The organism is Dyadobacter flavalbus (assembly GCF_006149045.1).
In the GTDB taxonomy this organism is placed as follows: domain Bacteria; phylum Bacteroidota; class Bacteroidia; order Cytophagales; family Spirosomataceae; genus Dyadobacter; species Dyadobacter flavalbus.
The window spans coordinates 263,849-288,166 of the sequence record NZ_VBSN01000027.1 but is presented as its reverse complement, the minus strand read 5'-3'; the positions used below and the strand labels follow the sequence as shown (position 1 = coordinate 288,166).

Here is a 24,318-nt window from a genome sequence, read left to right as displayed (position 1 = left end):
TAAAACACTTTATAATATGTTCATTCACAAAACAAATTGATTATGAAATCTGTATTTTTTCAAAGAATTCCATTCGCATTTGCATTGCTGGCGGCCATGCTGATGTTTTCCCAGGCAGAAGCCCAGCCCGGTGCCAAAGACAAAAAAACCAGCATCCGCATCAAAGTTTCTGAAGATACAGACGGGAAAGTCAGAAATGTTGAAAAAAGCTATGAACTGGGCCCAATGACGCCCAAAGAAAAAGATGAATTTGTAGAAAAAGTGCTGGATTCGCTCGGGGTTGACAAAAAGAAGCATCAGACTGTTTCCATCACGATTGATGACGGTGAAGGCAACAAATTTGCTTCCAAAAAACGGAATGTAATTGTTGACCGCAGGGACGAACGCGAACCGCTTGCTTTTTCATGGAAAGGTAATGAAGGTGATAACTTTGATTTCAACTTCAATACAGAGACACTGCGCTCACACATGCGGAATTTTGAAAGGGATTTTAATCCGAAAGCCAGAATGTTCCTGAGAGATGTGGAAAGTTTTGGTGACCGCATGGGTGATGTATGGGACAAAGAAACAACCAAACCCGCCAGCGTGCGTGCATTGAACGTTTATTCCAACAATCCCGATAACGGCGTTTTGAACCTGCGGTTTTCCGTTCCGCAGAAAGGTGACATTACCATTTCGGTAACGGATACCAAAGGAAAGGAAGTAGGAAAAAAGGAAATAAAGGACTTTGAAGGTGAATTTGTCGGCCAGATCGATTTAAGAAAAAATACAAAAGGAACCGTGTTTGTGTCTGTCGTACAAAATGAAGACGGTGCGGTAAAAAGGGTTGTAATTCCCTGATTTACGCTTCATCAATCAGAAAATCCCCTGGATCAGAAATAATCCGGGGGATTTTTATTGATAAAATATGAGTAACTATTAGGCTGACATTTAGTAAGAATTGTAAATTTGCCGAAATCACCATCCCAACGCGACATCAATTTTCATTTGCAACTATGCTGAATCTTATACTGTTTGGCCCTCCGGGTGCCGGAAAAGGCACTCAAAGTGAAAAAATTATTGCCAGGTACAATCTGATACATCTTTCAACCGGGGATTTGCTGCGTTCCGAAATTCAGGCAGGAACCGAATTGGGCCTGAAAGCCAAAACATTGATGGATAACGGAATACTGGTGCCGGATGAGGTGGTGATCGGCATGATCGATAACAAACTGAAAGAGCACAGCAAAGCGCCGGGTTTTATATTTGACGGTTTTCCAAGAACCGTAAAACAGGCCGAAGCGCTCGATGAACTGCTGACACGGTACAACGAAAGTATTTCTGTCATGATCGCACTGGTTGTAGACGATAATGAGCTGCTTGCACGTTTGCTTAACAGAGGAAAAACTTCCGGCCGCCCTGATGATCAGAATGTAGAGCTGATCAGCAGACGCATTCAGGAGTATAACAACAAGACAAAACCGGTTGCAGATTACTACCTGGAACAAGGCAAATTCACTGCAATTGACGGAATTGGTGAAATCGAACATATTTTTGATCAGATAACCCAGACTATCTCGAAGTCCGGCCTTTTATAATTTTAAAGTTTCACTATACACATGGCTTCTTCCAACTTTATTGATTATGTCAAAATAAATGTCAGGTCCGGTGCAGGCGGCGCAGGATCTCTGCATTTTCGGCGTGAAAAACACGTGGAAAAAGGCGGTCCTGACGGCGGCGACGGAGGCCGGGGCGGGCACGTGATCCTGAAAGGCAATGCACAGCTCTGGACACTTCTGCATTTGAAATATACCAAGCATATCAAAGCTTTTGACGGCAAAGGCGGCGAAGGCGGACGGCGGACCGGTGCTATCGGCAAGGATATTATTCTGGAAGTGCCGCTTGGGACCATTGCCAAAAACGCCGAAACCGGAGAACAGCTTTTTGAAATAACAGAAGACGGTCAGGAAATTATATTGCTGCGCGGCGGCCGGGGCGGAATGGGAAATGATCATTTTAAATCTGCTACAAACCAGACCCCGCAGCATGCCCAGCCCGGCGAACCCGGACTGGAAGCATGGGTCATACTTGAACTGAAAGTACTGGCTGACGTTGGTCTTGTCGGCTTCCCGAATGCCGGCAAATCCACTTTACTCTCCGTAGTTTCGGCCGCCCGGCCCGAAATTGCCGATTACCCGTTTACTACGCTGGTTCCAAATCTGGGCGTTGTTTCGTACCGTGATTACAAATCCTTTGTAATGGCGGACATTCCCGGCATTATTGAAGGTGCTTCTCAGGGCAAAGGACTGGGGCTTCGTTTTCTGAGACATATCGAACGGAATTCTATTTTGCTGTTTATGGTTCCTGCTGACAGCGAAGATATCAATGCCGAGTATGAAACGCTTCTTCAGGAACTTAAAATCTACAATCCTTCCCTTCTTGAGAAAAACCGCATTCTCGCCATTTCAAAAGTTGACATTCTGACTGACGATGAACGCACTGAACTGAAAAAGCAGCTTCCCGCAAATATTCCTTCCATCTTGATTTCTGCAATTACCCAAGAAGGAATAGAACAATTAAAAGACAGGATATGGGATCTAATTAATTCGACGTTACACGTAAAATAATTATTTCTTGAAATAGGCAACTTTTAATGCATATTGTGTGTCTAAAAGTTTATCTGCTAGAATTTCAATTACTTTCTGTCATTATGAAACACTTTCTACCGTACATATTTTTGGTAGGGTTAAGCTTTATATCTACAAAACTAGTTGGGCAAGTAAGCATTGATTATCCCTCCGACCGTGCTGTTTTTCAACGTGATAAAAACAATACCGCTACTATTTACATCTCCGGCTCGTATACAAGATCCACCGATCGCATAGAAGCAAAACTCAATCCGATAAACGGCGGTGAACCCGTTGACTGGACGACTATCAAAATTGCACCTCAGGGCGGTTTTTACTCCGGAAGCATTGAGGCACGCGGAGGCTGGTACAATCTGGAAGTAAGGGCATGGAAAGGGGATCAGATCATTGGTTCAACTCAGATTGCCCATGTAGGCGTTGGAGAAGTTTTTCTGGTTGCCGGACAGTCCAACGGGCAGGGATATCAGGATTATGGTGCGCCGGGTGCGCAGGACGACCGCGTAAGCTGCATAGACTACAACAGTACGGACCTGAATACAAAACAGGATTTCCCCTATCCGCAATTTACCCATCTGAACAGCAATTCAAACATCTCTCCAAGAGGAAAATCTGCCTGGTGCTGGGGAAAACTGGGCGATTTGCTTACCAGCAAACTAGGTGTCCCGGTATTGTTTTACAATGTTGCATGGTACGGAAGCGCCGTAAGAAACTGGGTACAAAGCATTAACGGCACGGCATATTCCGTGTACGTTGCGGGGCTTCCTTACGAGCCTGACGGCATGCCTTATGGCAACTTGCGCTCCGTTGTTCAGCGGTATACGCCCATTACCGGGTTAAGGGGCGTACTGTGGCTTCAGGGTGAATCTGAAGTGCAGGCAGGAACCAGTGCCGAAGCCTACTATAATGATTTGAAAACGGTTATAGAAACCGGCCGTAACGAGTCGGGAAAAAATATTTCATGGATGGTCAGCTTAACGTCATGGGATAACAGAAACGGCGTTAACAAACGTGTTATTGATGGACAAAAAAAAGTAATCAGCTCTGTTCCGAATGTTTTTTTGGGGCCTAGTACAGACGTTATTCAGGTTCCGAGAAACGGCGGCGAATACGGCGTTCACTTCGATGGCGACGGATTGATACAACTTGCCGAAGCATGGAACAATCAGCTGAACAATGATTTTTTCTCACGCTCAGAACCTTTCAAAAGCATCAGTCCGGTAAAAATTACGGCGGTTTGTACCGGCAACGGCTATCTTAGCCTCAATGCCGAGGGAAGTGGTTATAATTCTTTCCGATGGAGTACGGGAGAAACTTCCAGCAGCATTCAGGTTAGAAACGGCACTTACAGCGTCAGCGCAAGAGACGACAAAGGTAACTATATTTTCTCTCCCGAAATCAGGATCAATGAATCCGTTCTGCCCAATCGCCCGTCGATTACACTGGAAGGAAGCAACCCGATTTGCGTAGGCAACACGGCAACGCTGATTTCCAGCATATCCGACAATGTACAATGGAGTACAGGCGCAACAGGCGACCGGCTGGTTGTAAGTTCGGCTGGCGAGTACTTTGTAAAAACAACCAATGCTTACGGCTGTGAGGCCATTTCTGAAAAGCTGGTCATTTCAATGCAGTCTTCACCACTGCCTGCCAAGCCTGCAATTACAGCAGCCGGAAAGCTTGTATTTTGCGAAGGCGGCGAAGTGACCCTGCAATCCAATTCGCAGGTCAGTAATATTTGGTCCAATGGTGCAAATACTTCCAGTATCGTTGTCAGGAACTCGGGAGAATACACCGTTAAGGCTGTCAATTCTTTCGGCTGCTACTCACCAAGTTCAGATCCCGTTGCTGTAAAAGTGAATGCATTGCCTCAGAAGCCGACAATTGCCGTCAACGGGCCGCTTACTTTCTGTCAGGGCGGAAATGTTATGCTTACTTCCAGTTACGACTCTGGAAATATATGGAGCAACTCGGCAACTTCTAAATCAATTACCGTTACAGCAAGCGGATCATACACGTTGAAACAACGGGATGCCAATGAATGCGAATCTACGTCGGACCCGGTATCGGTGAATGTAAATCCGCTTCCTGCCACGCCGGTTATTACAGCCCTGCGCCCGACTACATTCTGCCAGCGCGATTACACTATTCTGCAAAGCAGCGAAGTGTATTCCTATGTATGGAGCAATGGTGAAACAAGCCGGCAAATAGAAATCCGGAATTCCGGAAGCTTTTCAATTGCGGCAAAAGATGCAAACGGATGTGTTTCTCCTGCTTCCACGCCTGTTCAGGTGGTTGCAAACCCGCTTCCATCAACTCCGACGATTACCGCAGACGGCCCCACAGAATTCTGTGCCAACCTGAGCGTTAACCTGCAATCCACTACTTCTGCGGGATATTTATGGAGCAATGGCGCAACATCCCAGGTTTTAAAGGTGACAGGAGCCGGAATATATTATGTACAAACGATTAACGAGTTCCAGTGCTTTTCTGACAGGAGTAATACAATTACGACACAAACGCTGCCGCTTCCGGCTACGCCTGTTGTGAAGGCATTGGGATCAACTGTTTTCTGTGAAGGAGGATTTGTTTCCCTGCAGGCAAGTAACGGAAATGCTTTTTACTGGAATACCGGAGCGGAAGGGGCTGTCATTCAGGCTACGGCCACAGGCAATTATTCGGTGCGCACAAAAGATGAAAAAGGCTGTTACTCTTCCTATTCTTCCGAAATTGATGTAGATGTAAAACCGACACCAACTACACCTGTAATCCAGAAAACGGGAGTTTATACGCTTGCAGCTGAAAACAATGTCAATAAAGGTGATTACAACTGGAAACTTAACGGGGCGACTCTGGGTGAAACCGGCAGCACGCTCAAAGCGGTGCAATCCGGCAGCTATACTGTAAATAATACAATTGTGTACAGTCCTTCGCTCTCTTGCTATTCTGCTTATTCATTGCCTTTCAGCTTTATTCTGGATACTGCCACTCCCGGATTTGTAGCATATCCCAATCCGACATCTGAAGGAATAGTTAAAGTTGAAATATTACAGGACATAACCAATGCAGAGGTCCAGATAACTGACAGTCACGGAGTCATTCACAAAAGCTTCAGAGTTAGCAAATTTGATCGTCAGCAATCATTTAACGTATCCGAACTTTCAAGCGGGATATATATTGTCAGGATTATTTCAGCCACTTACAACGGCAATCAGAAACTTGTAATTGTTCATTAATGCAATGATATCAGCTCAATGTAAATCAAAAAAATGGAATAGTGCTATTTTGGCAAAATAATCGTTTACATTTGTAGCTGTTTGTAAAAGTAAATATGAACACTTTCCGTTGTCTTTATAATTCAGAATATAAGAAGTTTACCTGTACAGAAGTTTCAAATGCGTAGCATATCATTACTCCCGATAGGGGCAAAAACATTAATGCTGCTGTGTATGATATCATCCGCAGCATTTGCACAGATCAAAATCACTACTCCCACCTTTCAGGCTGTTTATCAGCGCGACATTACAGGGCAAAGAACAATTGATGTATCCGGAACTTTCAGTGTTCCGATGGATAAAATTGAAATCAGGGCAGTTCCGGTGCTTCCGGGCCAGGGCAAAGAAACGCCGTGGAAGGATTTGCAAGAAGCCCCGAAAGGAGGCGTTTTTTCCGGTCAGATTACACTCATCGGCGGCTGGTATACAATCGAGGTGCGCGGCGTTTCAGACGGTAAAGTAGTCGGGCGCGATGTACTTGCGAGATTGGGGATCGGCGAAATTTTTATAATAGCCGGTCAGTCCAATGCACAAGGTCTGAAAGCTTATCCAGGTCCTTCTGCCAAGGACGACAGAGTTCTTTATGTTTCCAATTACAACAACGACACGCGGGATTTGCTTACAGACCCGGTTCCGGCAGCATTTGACAAAATAACCCAGAACGTCGACATCATGTCTCCGCGCGGCCAGACAGCCTGGTGCTGGGGGATTCTGGGCGATTTTCTGGTTGCCAAGCTGAATGTCCCGGTCTTGTTTATCAATGTGGCATGGGAAGGAACCGGAATAGAAAACTGGGCGAGCAGCGCAAAAGGATTACAGACCGTAAACAAATACGGCGGTTTTATTTACCCTCCGCAGATGCCTTATGCCAACCTGAGGGTAGCAGCAAGAAATTATGCCAATCAATACGGAATCAGGGCTATTTTATGGATGCAGGGCGAAACCGACGCACTTTATAAGACTTCCGCATCTTACTACAGAGATAATCTGCAGTTGATAATGAACACGCTTGGTCAGGAAACCGGTAAAAGAATCACATGGGTAATTGCACGTACTTCCCGTACTTCTGCGGGATCCAATATTGAGTCGAGTATAAATCCGGTTATCGTTGCAGCGCAGAATGCTGTGCTGGATACGCCGTTTAATCCTACTTATCCCGGGCCGGAAACGGACCCGCTTGTACCGGATCGCCCGGACGGAACACACTTTATAGGTACCGAATCGCTGACAATTCTTGCCAATGCATGGAACCAGAGTCTGGATTCCAAGTTCTTTTCAACAGTTACGCCTGTTAATCCCGCAAGAGTTCCAAACGTAAACGCAACCTGTGTTACCGAAAACAATGCCGTTTCCATTACACTTCCAACCGGATTTGCATCTTACGAATGGAACACGGGTGAAAAAACGAATACGATCAAAGTTACAAAAGCAGGAACTTACCGCGCAACGGTTAAAGACGCGGCCGGAAATTCCACATTGTCTTCGGTTGTTGTGCTGGATGATGACGCCAAGCCTGTAAAACCAACCATTTTGCAGCAAGGCCAGCAGCAGGCTTGCGCCGATTCGTCTTTTCAGTTCTCGGTTTCGGAAGGCAATGATATTTACAGCTGGTATAAAGAAGGATCGACTACCGCACTGGCAACAGGAGCATCGGTAAAAATAGCAGAAGCAGGAAATTACTTTGTGAAAGGCCAGAATATCTTCGGCTGTATTTCCGATAATTCCAACTTGTCTTCGCTGATTATCCGTCCGAAAATCTCTACGCCGGTTATCGAGCCTTCCGGGCCTTTCAGCGTAACTGCACGCATCAGTGAAACGGGTCTGAATGAAAAATTCCTGTGGCGCAGGCCCGGAACTGAAAGTGATACAACTGCCAGTCTGATCAAAATTCTGAAAACCGGAACTTATTCGGCAAAGGCAGAAGTAGCTTTCAGAATAGGTGACAATTCGCTAACATGTTATTCGGACGCTGCTTCAAGGGAATTTATTACGAATGAACAGAATGAAGTGGTTATTTACCCTAACCCAAGTCAGGGCACCTTCATTTACATCGAATCCAGAGAAAATATCAGCGATGCATCTGTTACCATTTTTGACCTTTTCGGAAGGGTAATCCGGTACACAACGCCAAAATTGTTTAACAGCCGGATGCAAATCGATGTAAGCAATCTTTCTACAGGCAAATATATTCTGCGGGTAACCGGACAGGGACAAAGCCTTACCAAACAGATTGTCGTGAGATAAACGCGTTTTTTCGATATTATACCCTTCTTTTTCGTAAATGAGCCCTGCCGATGCGGGGCTTATTTAGTATGATACTAATTAGACAAAAGATAAACTAAAGAATTTGATTGATAAATTTTCAAAGGCTAATTTTGAGAAACCTGAAAATAATGCAATCATTATCATATTTTCAGACAGATTACGTTAAATATAGTCGATTAATACATCATGAAAGATACCTATTTCCCTTCCGATTATCTGCCGATCCTTGTTCAGTTTATCCTTGCCGCCGGATTCATCGGCGGAACGATGATCGTAACACATATGATTGGCCCAAGCCGGAAAAGCAAGCTCAAAGACGATCCGTTTGAATGTGGAATTGAATCGGTTGGCGATGCAAGAACGCCTATTTCTGTCAAGTACTTTCTTGTAGCCATTCTTTTCGTCCTCTTCGATGTTGAAGTAATATTTATGTATCCCTGGGCAGTAAATTTCAAGGGATTAGGAATGTTTGGGTTTGTAGAAATGTTGTTGTTCATGGCACTGCTACTTTCCGGGTTCTATTATGTGATCCGCAAAGGCGTGTTGAATTGGGAAGAGTAATCAACAAACTTTGAACACAGAAAAATTATGAAAGAAGTAACGATAGTGGATGCTCCGCAAGGACATAGCGGATCCGGTTTTTTTGCGACTTCATTTGATGAAGCAATTGGTTTGGCGCGCAGCTATTCTCTCTGGCCGCTTCCTTTCGCAACTTCATGCTGCGGAATTGAATTTATGGCTACCATGGGAGCGCATTACGATATATCCCGTTTCGGATCAGAAAGGCCCAGCTTTTCTCCCCGTCAGGCCGATCTGCTGATGGTGATGGGGACCATTGCCAAGAAAATGGCACCTGTTGTAAAGCAGGTTTATTTGCAGATGGCAGAGCCTCGCTGGGTAATGGCGGTTGGTGCCTGCGCAACCAGCGGCGGTATATTTGACACCTACAGTGTTCTACAAGGAATAGACCGTATTATTCCTGTTGACGTATATGTGCCCGGATGTCCTCCAAGGCCGGAGCAGATCATTGACGGACTGATGCATATCCAGCATCTGGCACAAAATGAGAAACTCCGCCGCAGAAATACGGATGAATATCAGCAACTATTGTCATCATATAATATTCAGTAACCCTTTATGCTAAGTAATCAGGAGGTAGCAGAAGCACTTTTGGAAAAATTTGGCGATCAGGTATTTGACTTTGAAGAGCCGTACGGATTGCTGACGCTTTCAACTACCCGGGAGCAAATCATCCCAATTCTTGAATTTTTGCGCGATCATAAAACCTATCAGGTCATATTTCTGACGGATCTGACGGGCATTCATTATCCTGACAATCAGGACAAGGAATTTGTGGTCGTTTATCACATGCACAGCTTTGTCCACAATTTCCGTATCCGGATCAAAGTGGCGCTTGCTGAGCAGGATATCCATATACCGACTGCAACCGGCTTGTTTGCAGGTGCCAACTGGATGGAGCGCGAGACATACGATTACTTCGGAATCCTGTTTGACGGACATCCAAATCTTAGGCGCATTCTGAATATAGAAGAAATGGATTACTTTCCGATGCGGAAAGAATTTCCATTGGAAGATGCTACACGAGAAGACAAAATTGACGCCCTTTTTGGCCGATGACCTATATTGAGTAAAATATGGCAGATATTGAATTGTTACCACATAACGTTCCTTCACCCAATACAGAATTGCCTGAACTGGTTGAGGAACTGACTACGCTTAACCTGGGCCCCACGCATCCGGCTACACACGGGATTTTCCAGAATGTCCTTAAAATGGACGGTGAAAAAATTGTTTCGGGCGAGCAAACCATCGGATATATACATCGTGCATTTGAAAAAATAGCCGAAAGAAGGGCATTTTATCAGATTACAACCTTAACCGACCGTATGAACTACTGTTCATCCCCGATCAATAATCTGGGATGGAATATGACGGTTGAAAAGTTACTGGGCGTTGAAGTTCCAAAAAGAGCGCAGTACATCCGCGTGATTATGATGGAACTTGCGCGTATTACGGACCATTTGATCTGCAACAGTATTCTTGGGGTTGATACGGGCGCTTTTACCGGATTTTTGTATGTCATGCAGAAACGGGAAGAAGTGTACGAAATTTATGAAGAAGTCTGCGGAGCACGTCTGACAACCAATATGGGCCGTCTGGGCGGTATGGAACGTGACCTTTCCACCACTGCAATCCGCAAGATTCATGAATTTATCAAGTCGTTTCCGCCGGTTCTGAAAGAGCTTGAAAAGTTGCTGAACCGGAACCGTATTTTCATGGACCGTACCATAAACGTGGGTCCGATTTCAGTGGAAAGAGCATTGTCTTACGGTTTTACAGGACCAAACCTTCGGGCTGCCGGACTGGATTATGATGTTCGTGTCATGAATCCTTATTCTTCTTATGAGGACTTTGATTTTTCAATTCCTGTTGGCCAGAACGGAGATACTTATGACCGTTATATGGTTCGCAATGAGGAAATGTGGCAGAGTCTGAGAATTGTGGAGCAAGCCATTAACAACCTTCCGGAAGGCCCGTATTATGCTGATGCCCCGGAATATTACCTTCCTCCCAAAAAAGAGGTTTACAGAAATATGGAGGCGCTTATTTACCATTTCAAAATTGTCATGGGCGAAATAGATGCGCCTGCCGGTGAAGTTTATCATGCCGTGGAAGGAGGAAACGGCGAACTGGGCTTTTATCTGATCAGTGACGGCGGCAGAGCACCATACAGGCTTCATTTCCGCAGACCAAGCTTTATTTATTATCAGGCATATCCTGAAATGTGTAAAGGCAGCACGCTGTCGGATGCGATTTTAACAATGAGCAGCCTGAATGTGATTGCCGGAGAACTGGATGCCTGAAAAGATGGACTTCCATCCATAAACAGTAAGGTTTTCATCTTGGAAAACTTGTTTTAAAGACCATATTTAGAAATGACGGAAATCCCTAATCCGGTTGCGTTTACACCGGAACGACTGGAAAAAGTAAAAGAAATTATTGCACGTTATCCCGAGGGCCGGCAAAAATCGGCTCTTTTGCCTGTTCTGCACGTTGCACAGGAGCAGTGGGGCTGGCTGAGCAGTGAAGTAATGGATTACGTGGCTGGCATCCTGCGTATTGAACCCGTGGAGGTTTACGAGGTTGCGACCTTCTACACCATGTACCATCTTGATCCGGTCGGGAAACATGTAATCGAATATTGCCGTACAGGTCCTTGCTGCCTGATGGGCGGTGAAGATGTTTATGGCCATCTGAAGCAAAAACTGGGTATTGGGGCCGGCGAGACTACATCTGACGGCCTTTTTACCCTGAAAGAAGTGGAATGTCTGGCGGCGTGCGGCTGGGGACCGGTTTTCCAGATTCGTGAGAAATATTACATGAACCTTACGAACGACCGCGTAGACGAAATCATTGAAGAGTTAAGTAAATAAGCTTTAAGCTGAAAATATCCTCAAATGGCTAGAAAAATATTAACGGAGCATATCAATATTCCAGGTATTGAAAGCTTTGACGTTTACCGTCAGCAGGGAGGCTATACTGCCGTTGAAAAAGCTATAAAAACCATGACTCCGGAAGAAGTTGTGGAAGAAGCAAAAAAATCGGGTGTGCGCGGACGAGGCGGTGCAGGATTTCCCATGGGAATGAAATGGGGCTTTCTGGCAAAACCCGAAGGTATTCCCCGTTACCTTGTATGCAACGCTGATGAATCCGAGCCTGGCACTTTCAAGGATCATCATTTAATGAAATCAATTCCTCATTTGCTGATTGAGGGAATGATCATTTCCAGTTTTGCATTAGGCGCTAACAAGTCTTTCATTTATGTCCGCGGTGAGCTGATGTACGTGATCCGGATTCTGGAAAAAGCCATAGAAGAAGCAAAGGCAAAGGGGTTTCTTGGAAAAAATATATTGGGAAGCGGCTACGATCTCGAACTGATCGTTCAGCCAGGCGGTGGCGCTTACATATGCGGAGAAGAAACGGCATTGCTGGAATCGCTCGAAGGCAAAAGAGGCAATCCAAGAAACAAACCTCCGTTCCCGGCGGTTAAAGGATTATATCAGAGCCCTACCGTTGTCAATAACGTGGAGTCGATTTCCAATATGCCGTGGATCATCAATAATGGTGGCGACGCGTATGCAGCAATCGGAATCGGACGGAGTACGGGCACAAAACTTATTTCGGCGTCAGGCCACATCCAGAAACCGGGTGTTTACGAAATTGAACTCGGACTGAGCGTTGATGAATTCCTGAACTCGGACGAATATTGCGGCGGTGTAAGAAAAGGACATCACCTGAAAGCGCTGGTTGCCGGAGGTTCTTCGGTGCCCATTCTTCCTGCAAACCTTATCACGAAAACAGCCAACGGTGAAGATCGTTTGATGTCGTATGAATCTTTATCTGACGGCGGGTTTGCAACGGGCACCATGCTGGGTTCAGGCGGGTTTATTGTTTTTGATGAAACAGCCTGTATCGTAAGAAATACATGGAATTTCTCCCGTTTTTATCACCACGAATCGTGCGGACAATGCAGCCCGTGCCGCGAAGGAACCGGCTGGATGGAAAAAGTACTGCACCGAATCGAGCATGGGCATGGCAGCATGCATGACATTGATCTGCTTGTTGATATTTCCAAGAAAATCGAAGGCAATACAATTTGTCCTTTGGGAGATGCGGCTGCATGGCCTGTTGCCAGCGCAATCCGTCATTTCAGGGATGAATTCATGTGGCATATAACCAATCCGCTGGAAGCATCGCAGCCAGGCGCTGTATATCAGGGAGAAATGGCACTGGTATAATGAATTTGAACAAAACCCTGCTTTGGATTAAAAACAATTCATTATCAATTTCCCTCATTTTCGGACTGATCAGTTTTGTAATTCTTGTTGCTATCAAAATCAAGGCTTCAATCAGTTACCATCCTGATATTTCCGGAAGCGAGGGCAGCAGCATTGCTCCTATCCAGCTTCTTGTGGACGGAAATGCCATTTACCGCGATCCGGAAAATGCACCTTTTCGTCTGACGCAGTATACGCCGCTTTACTTTTATATGGTTGCGTTTTTCTGCAAACTGGCAAACTGGCATGCTGCCGAGGTACACAAGATATATCTTGCAAGCAGGTTTTTCTCAAACATCTTTACCATTTTGTCGGTATCTGTTGCGGGATTGCTGGTTTACAAGGTTACAAAAAAGAAAATAGCAGGGATTTTAGCAGCATTGTATATTTTTCATGTGCTAAGCTTCTGGTTTCTGACCACATCGCGGCCGGACAGTTTACTTGTGCTACTGACTGCTATATTCATTTATACGGTTTACTATGCACTGAACGATACCGGAAACAAATACTGGTGGTACGTGGCCATTTTTATAGCTGTGTCGGCTTTTTTTGTGAAGCAAAGCGGCGCTATTCTGTCCATTTCGCTAGGTTTATTCTGGATAATGAAAGAACAATGGAAAACACTGTTTACGCTGACTGCATTCGGAATAGCTGTTTTCGGGATTTATATGCTGCTTTTGCCTATTAATCGAGTTGACCTGTTTTTTCTCAATATCATCGGAGGCGTTGCAAATTCTGCCAGTTGGGGCTGGTTTTACGACTGGACACTTCAGCACTGGCTGTTACAGTTTGCGCCTTTGATTGTTGTGAATGTCGTAGTAAGCGCCTACATACTTTATTACAGGCCTTCCGACTTTTATCTGTTTTTGACTTTATGCTGTTTTATGTTTTTCCTTTTTTCAACTACAACAGCTTTTAAAATCGGTGCCGGAGTCGGATATTATCAGGATTACTTGCTTACCGCGGTTGTACAGATTACTTTATTTACCTGTGATGCACCAAACCGTCACATTTTCAATAACGGTTTTCTAAAATCCGCGTTATCACTATATCTTGTCTTGGCTTTTATTCATTGTACATTGTTTATTTTCATGAAGTATGATGCTTCAAGCAATGAAAATTTTGTAAGCCACTATATTGAAGAACGCAAGGTATCCGAGTATCTTTATCAGGATAAAAAATTGAAGGAAAATGAATGGGTTTATGTGTGTCCGGGAGCAGGAGAAGGAAGTTTCGGCGGTTTTCTGCTGAATCACTTTCTGGTCAAAAATGTCCTGATCCCTTTTGCAGACCTCGTTTACCTTGCTGACCGGAACGGTACTTTCAATTACGACAAGTTCAGAAGTATGGTTAGGAAAAAGGAAATCAAATATGTAATTTCAAAGAAGGGAAGTGTACCCGTTAATATACTAAATTACGATTTTGGAAATACCTTAAAGTATAATTCCACAATCGGTTCGTTCGATATATATGAAGCAAACAAACTATAGAATACTGAATAGTTATTTGGCATGGAAGAAATAAAACCTCAACTGATAAAAATTACTTTTGACGGCATTGAAGTCGAAGTAGAACCGGGCACAACCATTATGCAGGCTGCACGCAAAATCGCCGAAGCAGATGCTGCCCAATCCGCACTGGTGCCGCCGGCCATGTGCTATTACAAACCTCTGCCGACATCCGGCGGTAAATGCCGTGCCTGTCTGGTAAGAGTTGCGCAGGGATCTGCCAAGGATCCGCGTCCCATGCCGAAACTGGTTCCATCCTGCATTACGCAGGTGCAGGAAGGCATGGTGGTTGAAAATACCACCAATCAGGCTGTACTCGATACCCGTAAAAGCATTGTTGAATTCCTGCTGATCAATCATCCGCTCGACTGCCCCATTTGTGACCAGGCCGGTGAATGCCATCTTCAGGATTTTGCCTTTGAACACGGTTCTGCCAAAACCCGTTATGAAGAAGAAAGAAGGACTTTTGACAAAATTGATATTGGTCCTTACGTTCAGCTGCATATGACGCGCTGCATACTTTGCTACCGCTGCGTTTATACGGCGGATCAGATAACGGACAAGCGTGTACATGGCGTAATGAACCGCGGAGATGCATCCGAAATCAGTACTTACATTGAAAAAGCAATTGATAACGACTTCTCCGGAAATGTTATTGATGTTTGTCCGGTAGGCGCTCTTACGGATAAAACGTATCGTTTTAAAAACAGGGTCTGGTTCACAAAACCTGAAGATGCACACCGGGATTGTGATAAATGCTGTGGAAAAGTAACTTTGTGGTACCGCGGTGACGAAGTGATCCGGATTACGGCACGGAAAAATACGTGGGGCGAAGTCAATGATTTCATTTGCAACACATGCCGTTTCGAGAAGAAAAAGACAAGCGACTGGGTGCTGGAAGGTCCAACCAAAGTCAAAAGAAGCTCTGTTATTTCAGCAAACAAATACAGTAAAGACTTGGTTAAAAAGCCTGATTTTGCATTGAAGCTCGCTGAAAGTCACTATAAGAAAATTGATGATTCGCGTGCATATGTTACGGACGAGGAAGCAATTCGCCACCAGAGCATAGAAAATAATGACAAGGCAAATCACAGATCTTTGCTGGAAAACAATTGATGCAGTGCTGACAACAGATTATTCAACTACGTTTACAAAATGGATTTAATAGAATTTTCAATTAAAACTGCGACAATTTTTGTTGTTTTTGTGCTTACCTTGCTCATCGCGATGTACTCTACATGGGCCGAGCGTAAAGTAGCAGGATTTATTCAGGACCGCATGGGCCCTAACCGGGCAGGACCGGGCGGATTGCTGCAGCCGCTGGCGGATGCGGGTAAAATGTTCTTTAAAGAAGATTTTATTCCTGCACTTGCCAACAAATGGCTTTTCATTGCAGGTCCATGCCTTGCCATGCTTACTGCGCTTCTGGCAAGTGCCGTTATTCCTTTCGGAAGCACGTTCCGTTTTGACGGGCATGAAGTAAATCTTCAGGGCGTTGAATCAAACATCGGGATACTTTACGTTTTCGGTGTGGTTGCGCTTGGGGTTTACGGGATTATGGTTGGCGGCTGGGCTTCCAACAACAAATTTTCTCTTCTTGGTGCCATCCGGGCGGCTTCACAAAACATCAGCTATGAAGTGGCTATGGGTTTATCGCTGATCGCGATCCTGATGATGAGCAGCTCGCTTTCACTGGGTGAAATTGTTTCACAGCAACACGGCGGTAACTGGAATATATTTTATCAGCCGCTGGGCTTTATTATTTTCATTACCTGTTCTTTCGCAGAATGCAACCGCGTTCCTTTTGATCTTCCGGAATGTGAAACCGAACTTGTAGGAGGCTATCATACGGAATACGGAAGTATGAAACTTGGATTTTACCTGTTTGCCGAGTACATCAACATGTTTGTTTCCTCAGCGATTATTTCTGTTCTGTATTTCGGCGGTTATAATTATCCTGGGATGGACTGGGTATATACGCAGCTTACGGATGCGCTGGGAACACAGACGGGTCATAACGTTGCCACGTTGATCGGAACTGCGGTATTTTTCGGAAAAACGTTGTTCTTTATATTCTTTTATATGTGGGTACGCTGGACAATTCCACGTTTCCGCTACGATCAGCTGATGAATCTGGGCTGGAAAAAACTGATCCCATTGGCTATTTTCAATATCATCATTACCGGTGCTGCAGTGCTGTTCTTGAAGCCTGTAATTACCGCCTGGCTGAATTAAATTAATAAATGTATTGCCATGCAATTGACAAACCGCTCAAAGCAAGTAAGCAATAAAGAAATGACGCTGATGGAACGCGCCTACCTGCCAGCCATTGCAACTGGTCTGGCGATCACCATCAAGCACTTTTTTGCTAAAAAAGTTACGATTCAATATCCGGAAGTTAAAAGATATCTCGGCCCTGTTTTCAGAGGGAGACACATTCTCAAAAGGGACGAAGAAGGCAGGGAACGCTGCACGGCATGCGGATTATGTGCCGTTGCCTGTCCGGCAGAAGCGATTTCCATGATTGCTGCCGAACGTGAAAAAGGCGAAGAAAACCTATATCGGGAAGAAAAATATGCAGCCGTGTACGAAGTAAACATGCTGAGATGCATTTTCTGCGGCTTGTGTGAAGAAGCTTGCCCGAAACAGGCTGTGTATCTTCGTCATGATGAATTCATTCCGGTGTTTGCTGATCGTGATCAGGTTATATGGGGAAAAGATTTGTTGGTGGAAGACATGAATAACCGTTACACACGCGAAGCCTGGACCAAAGAAGAAGCACGCGTTCTGGACCTGAAAAGAGCCAGCGGAGAAATATCCAATGTAGTTCCAAGAGCCATTCCCTGAACTGATCCAATTACGGCATTAAAGCCAACTATTATGAATTCGTCCGTATCATTTTTCTATTTTCTTTCATTTCTTACGATTCTGAGCGCTGTTATGGTGGTTGTATCACGTAACCCGATCCATAGCGTGCTTTATCTGATCCTTACATTTTTTTCACTGTCAGGCCATTATATTCTGCTGAATGCTCAATTTCTGGCGGCGGTGAACATTATCGTTTATGCAGGGGCCATTATGGTGCTCTTCCTGTTTGTAATTATGTTTCTTAATATGAAGCAGGATCAGGAAGAAACAAAGAACAATCTTACGAAAATTGCTGCTGCCGTTGTAGGCGGAACCGTTTTTGTAATCCTGTTTGGTGCTTACCGTAAAAGTGTGATCCCGGCATTTAATCCGGATCAGTTTGATTCACAGATCGGAATGATCGAGAGCCTGGGAAATTTGCTTTTCCGTGACTATCTGCTTCCTTTTGAGCTGGCTTCTATTCTGCTTCTGGTAGCGATGGTGGGAGCAGTTATGCTGGGTAAAAGAGAAATCGGAGAGAGACACTTTTAAGCTTTTTACCTGAAAGTATCTTCATAAAAAAGGGGAGCATACTCAATCGAGCATCTCCCCTTTTTCTATGTCCGGATTTAATGAAATCAGTTTGCCTCGGCTTCGGAATAAGCTTCCACCGGAATGCATGAGCAGATGAGATTACGGTCACCGTAAGCGCTGTCTACACGGCTTACACTTGGCCAGAATTTGTTAAACCGTAAATGCGGCAATGGAAATGCGGCTTTTTCGCGGCTGTAAGAACGGTTCCAGTTTTCGCTCAGCAATATTCTGGATGTATGCGGCGCATTTTTCAGAACATTATCCACACGGTCGGCTGTGCCTTCTTGTATTTCACGGATTTCATTGCGAATGGCAATCATGGTGTCACAAAAACGGTCGAGTTCTGCTTTTGATTCCGATTCTGTCGGCTCAATCATTAAAGTCCCTGCCACCGGAAATGACAAAGTTGGTGCATGAAACCCGTAATCCATCAAACGTTTGGCAAGATCTTCTGCCTCTACGCCCACCGCCTTGAATGAACGGCAGTCCAGAATCATTTCATGCGCACAACGGCCATTGCTGCCGGTATAAAGCACATCGTAATGTCCACTTAAACGCTCTTTGATATAGTTGGCATTCAGAATGGCGTATTTAGTGGCATTCGTCAACCCTTCGCCTCCCATCATGGCAATGTAAGCATAAGAAATGGTAAGAATGCTGGCACTGCCATAAGGTGCTGCAGAAACGGCGCCCGCCTCGCCTGCCGGTAAATGCTCCGGCTGCGTACTGAAATTAACATGTCCCGGTAAAAATGGCATCAGGTGCTCGGCAACGCCGATCGGACCTACGCCTGGGCCTCCGCCTCCGTGCGGAATACAGAACGTTTTATGCAGGTTAAGGTGACATACATCCGCTCCGATTGTTGCCGGGCTTGTCAGTCCAACCTGTGCATTCATATTCGCGCCGTCCATATAAACCTGTCCGCCGTAAGAATGGATCATGGAACAGATTTCAATAATGCTTTCTTCGTAAACGCCGTGTGTTGAAGGATAAGTAACCATCAGACAAGACAGTTCATTGCTGTACTGCGCTGCTTTTGATTTCAGATCTTCCACATCAATATTACCGCTTTCGTCACATTTGGTAACCACTACTTTCATTCCGGCCATTACTGCAGAAGCAGGGTTTGTTCCGTGAGCAGATGAAGGAATCAGTGCTACGTTCCGGTGATGATCTCCGCGGCTTTCATGATAGGCGCGAATGGCCATCAATCCGGCATATTCACCTTGTGCACCGGAATTGGGCTGAAACGACATCGCTGCAAAACCGGTGATTTCACACAGCCACGTATTCAGTTCGCTTACAAGCTGCGCATAGCCACCAACCTGATTGGTAGGAGCAAAAGGGTGAATGGCACCAAATTCCGGCCAAGTCAAAGGAATCATTTCAGCCGTTGCATTCAGTTTCATGGTGCAACTGCCCAGTGAAATCATGGAATGAACAAGCGATAAATCCTTGTTTTCCAAAGATTTCAGATAACGCAGCATTTCGTGTTCGGTATGATGCGTATTGAATACAGGATGTGTCAGGTATTCGGAAGTACGGACCAGATTCTCAGGAATCGCAATTTCCAGTTCCTCGTCTATAACCATTTCGCCCTGAAAACCGGAAACTTCTGCAAACACGTTCAGCAGCGCAATGGTGTCATCAAAGGTCTTGGCTTCATCAAATGACACCGAAACGCTTTCTTCTTTATTGTATTTTAAATTAATACCCCATTTCAAAGCCTGTTCCCTTAACTTTCTGGTTAAAGGCGTTTTTACAGTAACGGTATCAAAATAATTTTCCGTAACAACTTCATAATTGAATTTCCGGATTGTATCGGCAAACAAACGCGTGAGGCCATGCGTACGCGCTGCAATTGCCTTGATTCCTTCCGGACCATGATAAACCGAGTAGGCGCCTGCAATAACGGCAAGAAGAACCTGAGCCGTACAGATGTTTGATGTCGCTTTTTCACGACGGATATGCTGCTCACGAGTCTGCAAAGCCATTCTGAGCGCACGGTTTCCTTCTGTGTCCACAGAAACACCGATGATACGTCCCGGAATACTTCGCTTGAAAGCTTCCTTAGTTGCAAAATACGCCGCATGCGGACCGCCATAACCCATCGGAACACCAAAGCGCTGCGAAGAGCCGACTACAACGTCAGCACCCATTTCGCCCGGAGATTTTAATAAGGCCAAAGCCAGCAAATCCGCTGCTACGCAAACTGAAATATGCAGATCATGTGCTGCTGCAATGAAATCGGTATAATCGATTACTTCACCGTTTGTGGCAGGATACTGCACCAGAACACCATACAGGTTTTCATTTGTAAGATCAACACTTGCATGATTCCCTACAATGACTTCAATACCGATCGGCTTGGCACGGGTATGGATCAGATCAATGGTTTGCGGATGGCAAAGTTCTGAAACAAAGAACGTGTTTGCTTTCTTTTTGGCAGAAGGACGAAGGCCATACAGCATAGTCATCGCTTCTGCCGCCGCAGTTGCTTCATCGAGTAAAGATGCATTTGCGATTTCCATTCCGGTAAGGTCTGTAACGACTGTCTGGAAATTTAGCAGCATTTCCAGCCTTCCCTGCGCGATTTCTGCCTGATAAGGCGTGTAGGCAGTATACCAGGCAGGGTTTTCAAGTATATTTCTGAGGATTACATTCGGTGTTACGGTATCGTAGTAACCTGTTCCGATGTATGACCTCAGAATGGCATTTTTCGATGCAATTTTTTTAATGCCCTGTAAAAATTCGCGTTCCGACTTAGGCTTTGGCAAATTCAAAGGTTTTTGCAAACGTATTGCTGATGGAAGTGTCTGTCCGATCAGTTCATCCAGTGATGCCGCTCCGATCGTATTCAGCATTTCATGCAATTCCTGTTCATCTTTACCGTGATGACGGTTTTCGAATTTATCCTGATTTCGAAGATTAATTTTCATTCAACTTGGGCTGACAATGCCGTTAAAGATGGTTTTTAAAATACAAAAGTAAGCAAATCCAAACAAATCTTTCAGAGATTACTGGCTTTGCTTACTCTTGAATATGTACAAATTCTGAACTTGAAATATGATCAGTGATTGGGACATCCGCAATCGGATTTCCGCTTGAAAATTCCCAGTATTTTTTTGGATTTTGGCTTTTTATAGCCTTTGTATTTCTTCTTTTTTCCAAGCATTTCCATTTTGGAAGCTTTGACGGAAGTCGCAGCTGCATTTATTGCCGGAACGCCGCAAAAAAGCGCGAATACAAGAAATAGCGGTGCAAGTTTTTTCATTTTTATCAGATTTCAGCATTAACAAGTATATATCCAACGCAATTCTAATTGAAAACGGTATAAGCGGAATTTCGGTTTCAATGTTTACGCTTTTACCAATTCCATGATCGTTATTTCCGGCAAAATCCCTACTCTTCCCGGATAGCCCAGGTAACCAAAACCGCGGTTAACATACAGATACTGACCATTTTCTTCGTACAATCCGGCCCATTGCTTGTATCTGTACTGTACAGGGCTCCATTTCAGCTTTCCGATTTCCACACCAAACTGCATGCCGTGCGTATGTCCTGCAAATGCAATATCAATGTCTTTGTATTTTGGCAGAACCTGTGCTTGCCAGTGACTTGGATCATGCGACAGCAACAGCTTTACCGGGAAGTCGCCGGTATTTTGATAAGCCTTTTCCAGATTGCCATACTTCGCAAAATTCCCTGCGCCCCAGTTCTGAATTCCGATAAGACCGATTTCTTCTCCGTCCACTCGGATCGCACGGTTTTCATCCAGCATAAGGTTCCAGCCCATTACCTGATGTGCTTTCTGCAGGTTTCTGAGATTGGCAGCCTTTTCCTGTACACCCGACCACTGCACATAATCGCCGTAATCATGATTTCCCAGAACCGAATGCACGCCAAGCGGTGCTTTCACCTTGTCGAAGATATTAATATAATCCTGTACTTCAACAGCCCGGTCATTCACCAGATCGCCGGTAAAAAAAGCAATATCCGGCTTCTCTTTCATCAGCATTTCAATGCCGCCTTTAACTGCTGTTTTATTGAAAAAACTGCCCGAATGGATGTCCGATAACTGCGCGATTTTGATTCCGTGAAAAGCCCTCGGAAGATTTTTCAGCGGAACGCGTACTCTTCTGATGCGGTAATCGTGCGCACCGGATAAAATCCCGAATGCAAAAGTTCCCATCAGGCCGGCACTTGCAACAACAGCCGTAGTTGCCAGAAACTGCGATCGCGGAATGGCGGGTTCGCCGGCTTTGGGAGAAGCAGGAGCAGCAGAAGGGATAAAAAAACTGGTTACCCATTGTAAAAACCGCCTTGCGTCATCAATCAGCAGGATCAGAACGCCGAGGAATTTGGAAAGATACGGAATTGCGATAAAGGCGACGACAAACGTCCGAGTCGTACTTTTGAAATAATCGGGCGGAAGCAGCTGCATGCCCACATATGCAAATAATGTAATTGCGGTAAGGCCCCAGTATGCGCCGCCTATCCAGCGCTGCGTTAACGGATTCAGATTACGGATTACTACTCTCAGGCCTTGCCACAAATACCAGTCAATGGCAACAAGAATAAATGTCAAAAATATAAAAAAGAAAGTCCTGTTCATTTGAAGCATTAATTACCAATATGCTACATCAACATTCATCAGGATTTTCTCGTTCGGAGCACGAATCAGATTCTTGAAGTTTATATCACAAAAAAGAATTAATTCCCGGTGAATTTTAGAAGCCGGAACGTGTTATGTATTTTTGAAATATTTATCTGTTGTCCATTATGCCGAATTTTGATTTTAAAAGATTCCATATCCGCTCCATGAACGCAGGCTCGGATCAGGAAAGAGCTGCGATCAATCAGGAACTTAAAGATCTTTATGCTTCTCTTTCGGAAGATGATAAAAAGATTTTCAACGAACAGCTTCAGACATTTCTGACCAAAGAAGTAAGCCGCATCAAATCCGATTACGAATCCGTTCAGGGCCTTAATCAGGCAAACTGAAAGCAGAAATCTGCTAATTAAGACGCGGATCAATCGGGTAATGTGCGATTGAACGGTACTCTCCGCCCATATTTTTCAGAATCTCACGCCAGAAATTCCCGGGAGACGTTGTAAAAAGAAAGTCTGAAGAAGTATTCGTAATGATCCAGGAATCCTGACGAAGTTCTTCGTCCAGCTGTCCGCCGCTCCAACCCGAGTACCCGATAAAAAAGCGTACATCGTCCGGCTCGATCGTATTCAGGTTCAGGAGTGTTTTTACATTGTTGAAATCTCCGCCCCAGAAAACATCTTTCATTATTTCAGTACCGCCGGCAATAAGGTCCGGCCTTCTGTGAATAAAATGCAGCGTATTTTTTTCGACCGGGCCGCCAAGATGCAGCGGTATATCCTGGTAAATCGTCTCTTCCAGTACATCGCCAAGAAACAGGTCTGTCAATTGGTTCAGTACAAAACCAAAGCTTCCCAGTTCGTTGTGTTCGCATAATAAAATTACCCCTCTTTCGAAGTTGGGGTCACCAAGAAATGGTTTGGCAATTAACAAGCTTCCTTTTGAAACACTCATGATTAAAGATATAACTGGCCAATATGATTAATTCAAAAACGTAATATATCTAATTTTTTGTACCTATTTTGTCAAGATTAGCAAAAGGCTGCAAAGCTTTTTACTATTTTACGGTCATCATAAAAAGAATGCCAATCATTCATATATACCGGGTCAGTTACCATGGCACTTGTAAAATCAGTTCGCGGATTCAAGCCGTCTTTTGGAGATTCATGCTGGTTTGCTGAAAATGCAACCATAGTCGGAGATGTGATCATGGGCGATCATTGCACGGTCTGGTTCAATGCGGTGATCCGTGGCGATGTGAACAGCATCCGCATCGGCAGTTATTCCAATGTGCAGGACGGCGCAATAATCCATTGCACTTATCAGCGGTTTGCCACCACGATCGGAAGTTATGTTTCTGTTGCCCACAATGCCATTGTGCATGGCTGCACCGTTGAAGATCATGTGCTGATCGGAATGGGAGCCATTGTAATGGACGGAGCCGTGATCGGAAAGGGTTCCATTGTAGCAGCCGGTGCCATTGTTACGCAAGGTACCAAAGTGCCGCCGGGGACGATTTATGCAGGCAATCCGGCGAAATACCTGAAAGACGTCTCGCCGGAACTTGATGCTGCTATTGACCGCACCGCCAATAATTATATAACTTATTCCGGATGGTTCCGGGAAGAGGAAAATTGATAAATGCCGGGTAGCAATTGAAATTGGTCAGGATTGTCATGAATTGTCATTAGTTGTCATGAATTGTCATTGATTGTTTAACAAATAATAACTTTT

22 protein-coding genes are annotated in these 24,318 nt (G+C 44.8%); 18 read left to right on the top strand and 4 right to left on the bottom strand.

Going from position 1 to position 24,318, the window contains the following annotated elements:
* Positions 1-42: 42 nt before the first annotated feature.
* From FEM33_RS06530 to FEM33_RS06455, 16 genes are all read left to right on the top strand, one after another.
* Positions 43-840, top strand: coding sequence for a T9SS type A sorting domain-containing protein (locus FEM33_RS06530; RefSeq protein WP_139011272.1), 798 nt, complete (start codon positions 43-45; stop codon positions 838-840).
* Between the two features lie 155 nt (positions 841-995).
* Complete coding sequence (locus FEM33_RS06525) at positions 996-1,577, top strand: adenylate kinase (RefSeq protein WP_139011271.1); 582 nt, start codon at positions 996-998, stop codon at positions 1,575-1,577.
* Between the two features lie 21 nt (positions 1,578-1,598).
* A complete protein-coding gene (gene obgE / locus FEM33_RS06520; RefSeq protein WP_139011270.1) occupies positions 1,599-2,606 on the top strand; it encodes a GTPase ObgE in 1,008 nt (335 codons plus the stop codon).
* Positions 2,607-2,689: 83 nt separating this feature from the next.
* Complete coding sequence (locus tag FEM33_RS06515; protein ID WP_139011269.1) at positions 2,690-5,860, top strand: T9SS type A sorting domain-containing protein; 3,171 nt, start codon at positions 2,690-2,692, stop codon at positions 5,858-5,860.
* A 213-nt stretch (positions 5,861-6,073) separates the two neighbouring features.
* Positions 6,074-8,143: a T9SS type A sorting domain-containing protein gene (locus FEM33_RS06510; RefSeq protein ID WP_229214117.1), complete on the top strand. Its 2,070-nt coding sequence runs from the start codon at positions 6,074-6,076 to the stop codon at positions 8,141-8,143.
* 207 nt (positions 8,144-8,350) lie between these two features.
* Entirely contained in the window at positions 8,351-8,725 is a 375-nt protein-coding gene (locus FEM33_RS06505) for an NADH-quinone oxidoreductase subunit A (RefSeq protein ID WP_139011267.1), read from the top strand.
* A 27-nt stretch (positions 8,726-8,752) separates the two neighbouring features.
* Entirely contained in the window at positions 8,753-9,295 is a 543-nt protein-coding gene (locus FEM33_RS06500) for an NADH-quinone oxidoreductase subunit B (RefSeq protein WP_138283619.1), read from the top strand.
* Between the two features lie 6 nt (positions 9,296-9,301).
* On the top strand, positions 9,302-9,802 hold the full coding sequence (locus FEM33_RS06495; protein ID WP_138283620.1) for an NADH-quinone oxidoreductase subunit C: 501 nt from the start codon (positions 9,302-9,304) through the stop codon (positions 9,800-9,802).
* Positions 9,803-9,819: 17 nt separating this feature from the next.
* Positions 9,820-11,049: an NADH dehydrogenase (quinone) subunit D gene (gene nuoD / locus FEM33_RS06490; protein WP_139011266.1), complete on the top strand. Its 1,230-nt coding sequence runs from the start codon at positions 9,820-9,822 to the stop codon at positions 11,047-11,049.
* A 72-nt stretch (positions 11,050-11,121) separates the two neighbouring features.
* Positions 11,122-11,619 (top strand): NADH-quinone oxidoreductase subunit NuoE family protein, encoded by a 498-nt coding sequence (locus FEM33_RS06485; protein ID WP_139011265.1) that lies wholly within the window; start codon positions 11,122-11,124, stop codon positions 11,617-11,619.
* A 24-nt stretch (positions 11,620-11,643) separates the two neighbouring features.
* The gene (gene nuoF, locus FEM33_RS06480) at positions 11,644-12,984 is read left to right on the top strand and encodes an NADH-quinone oxidoreductase subunit NuoF (protein ID WP_139011264.1); all 1,341 of its coding nucleotides are present in this window, start codon (positions 11,644-11,646) and stop codon (positions 12,982-12,984) included.
* Complete coding sequence (locus FEM33_RS06475) at positions 12,984-14,513, top strand: ArnT family glycosyltransferase (RefSeq protein WP_139011263.1); 1,530 nt, start codon at positions 12,984-12,986, stop codon at positions 14,511-14,513. Before nuoF ends, FEM33_RS06475 begins: the two co-directional genes overlap by 1 nt.
* 21 nt (positions 14,514-14,534) lie before the next feature.
* Positions 14,535-15,647 carry an NADH-quinone oxidoreductase subunit G gene (locus FEM33_RS06470; RefSeq protein WP_139011262.1) on the top strand — a complete coding sequence of 371 codons (1,113 nt, stop codon included), beginning with the start codon at positions 14,535-14,537 and terminating at the stop codon, positions 15,645-15,647.
* 39 nt (positions 15,648-15,686) lie between these two features.
* Positions 15,687-16,766 (top strand): NADH-quinone oxidoreductase subunit NuoH, encoded by a 1,080-nt coding sequence (gene nuoH / locus FEM33_RS06465; RefSeq protein ID WP_139011261.1) that lies wholly within the window; start codon positions 15,687-15,689, stop codon positions 16,764-16,766.
* Positions 16,767-16,784: 18 nt separating this feature from the next.
* Positions 16,785-17,378 carry a NuoI/complex I 23 kDa subunit family protein gene (locus FEM33_RS06460; RefSeq protein WP_139011260.1) on the top strand — a complete coding sequence of 198 codons (594 nt, stop codon included), beginning with the start codon at positions 16,785-16,787 and terminating at the stop codon, positions 17,376-17,378.
* Between the two features lie 33 nt (positions 17,379-17,411).
* Positions 17,412-17,930 (top strand): NADH-quinone oxidoreductase subunit J family protein, encoded by a 519-nt coding sequence (locus FEM33_RS06455; protein ID WP_139011259.1) that lies wholly within the window; start codon positions 17,412-17,414, stop codon positions 17,928-17,930.
* A gap of 86 nt (positions 17,931-18,016) precedes the next feature.
* On the opposite strand, the gene gcvP is transcribed toward FEM33_RS06455, so the two are convergent.
* The 3 genes from gcvP to FEM33_RS06440 form a co-directional block, all read right to left on the bottom strand.
* The gene (gene gcvP, locus FEM33_RS06450; protein WP_139011258.1) at positions 18,017-20,911 is read right to left on the bottom strand and encodes an aminomethyl-transferring glycine dehydrogenase; all 2,895 of its coding nucleotides are present in this window, start codon (positions 20,909-20,911) and stop codon (positions 18,017-18,019) included.
* A gap of 131 nt (positions 20,912-21,042) precedes the next feature.
* Positions 21,043-21,246, bottom strand: a complete 204-nt coding sequence (locus tag FEM33_RS06445; protein ID WP_229214116.1) for a hypothetical protein — start codon at positions 21,244-21,246, stop codon at positions 21,043-21,045.
* An 84-nt stretch (positions 21,247-21,330) separates the two neighbouring features.
* Positions 21,331-22,587: a metallophosphoesterase gene (locus tag FEM33_RS06440; protein ID WP_139011256.1), complete on the bottom strand. Its 1,257-nt coding sequence runs from the start codon at positions 22,585-22,587 to the stop codon at positions 21,331-21,333.
* 167 nt (positions 22,588-22,754) lie between these two features.
* Between FEM33_RS06440 and FEM33_RS06435 the strand changes: the two genes are divergently transcribed.
* A complete protein-coding gene (locus tag FEM33_RS06435) occupies positions 22,755-22,976 on the top strand; it encodes a hypothetical protein (protein ID WP_201747704.1) in 222 nt (73 codons plus the stop codon).
* A 13-nt stretch (positions 22,977-22,989) separates the two neighbouring features.
* Here FEM33_RS06435 and FEM33_RS06430 read toward each other — a convergent pair whose 3' ends face one another.
* A complete protein-coding gene (locus FEM33_RS06430; protein ID WP_139011255.1) occupies positions 22,990-23,538 on the bottom strand; it encodes a YqgE/AlgH family protein in 549 nt (182 codons plus the stop codon).
* 162 nt (positions 23,539-23,700) lie between these two features.
* On the opposite strand from FEM33_RS06430, the gene FEM33_RS06425 reads away from it, so the two are divergent.
* Positions 23,701-24,222: a gamma carbonic anhydrase family protein gene (locus tag FEM33_RS06425; RefSeq protein WP_139011254.1), complete on the top strand. Its 522-nt coding sequence runs from the start codon at positions 23,701-23,703 to the stop codon at positions 24,220-24,222.
* The last annotated feature ends 96 nt before the right edge of the window (positions 24,223-24,318 follow it).